Here is a 542-nt window from a genome sequence, read left to right as displayed (position 1 = left end):
CGATCATGGATTGAGCGCTGATACTGTTGTTTTCCCCGTTTTTCCTGATGGCCATTGGGTTTTCTTTTACCTTTCATCGGTAGTGTGTCAATATCAAATATTCCTTTAGAAAATAAACGATAAAGTGTTCTCATACCGCATGAAACAGGCCTTTCTTTTCGCCCGATAATGACGTCAGGCGTCCAACCAAGAGTGACTTTCTCTTTAATGTAATCTACTTCATGAGCAGGTAATTGAATGACTTTTCTACCACATTTTTTCTTATTTTCTTTATACTGGTGCCAATAATCAAGAGCAGTCTTGCCTTGCTTGAACTTATTGACTACATTATAAATAGTTTGTATAGCACGTCCCATTCGGTTAGCGATTTCAACCGGCTTATTATGTTGAAGATAATATGATTCTATCATTGTCAGTTCGTCTATGGTAAGATGTTTGTAGGTCATTTATGGTTACACTCCTTTGTTTTCTTTCGTCGGAAATACAATTTGAGTGTACCATAAATGCCTTTTTATTTTTCTAACTTAATTTTACAATTCGCG

General features: G+C 36.0%; 1 pseudogene. It reads right to left on the bottom strand.

Going from position 1 to position 542, the window contains the following annotated elements:
- Positions 1–446: pseudogene (locus DIZ30_RS11245) on the bottom strand (IS30-like element IS6770 family transposase); the annotation flags it as partial.
- Positions 447–542: the final 96 nt, after the last annotated feature.

The sequence above is a fragment of the Enterococcus sp. H57 genome (assembly GCF_003112495.1).
Lineage (GTDB): Bacteria > Bacillota > Bacilli > Lactobacillales > Enterococcaceae > Enterococcus_B > Enterococcus_B faecium.
The sequence above is the reverse complement of the archived record's forward strand: the minus strand, read 5'-3'. Positions and strand labels throughout refer to the sequence as shown.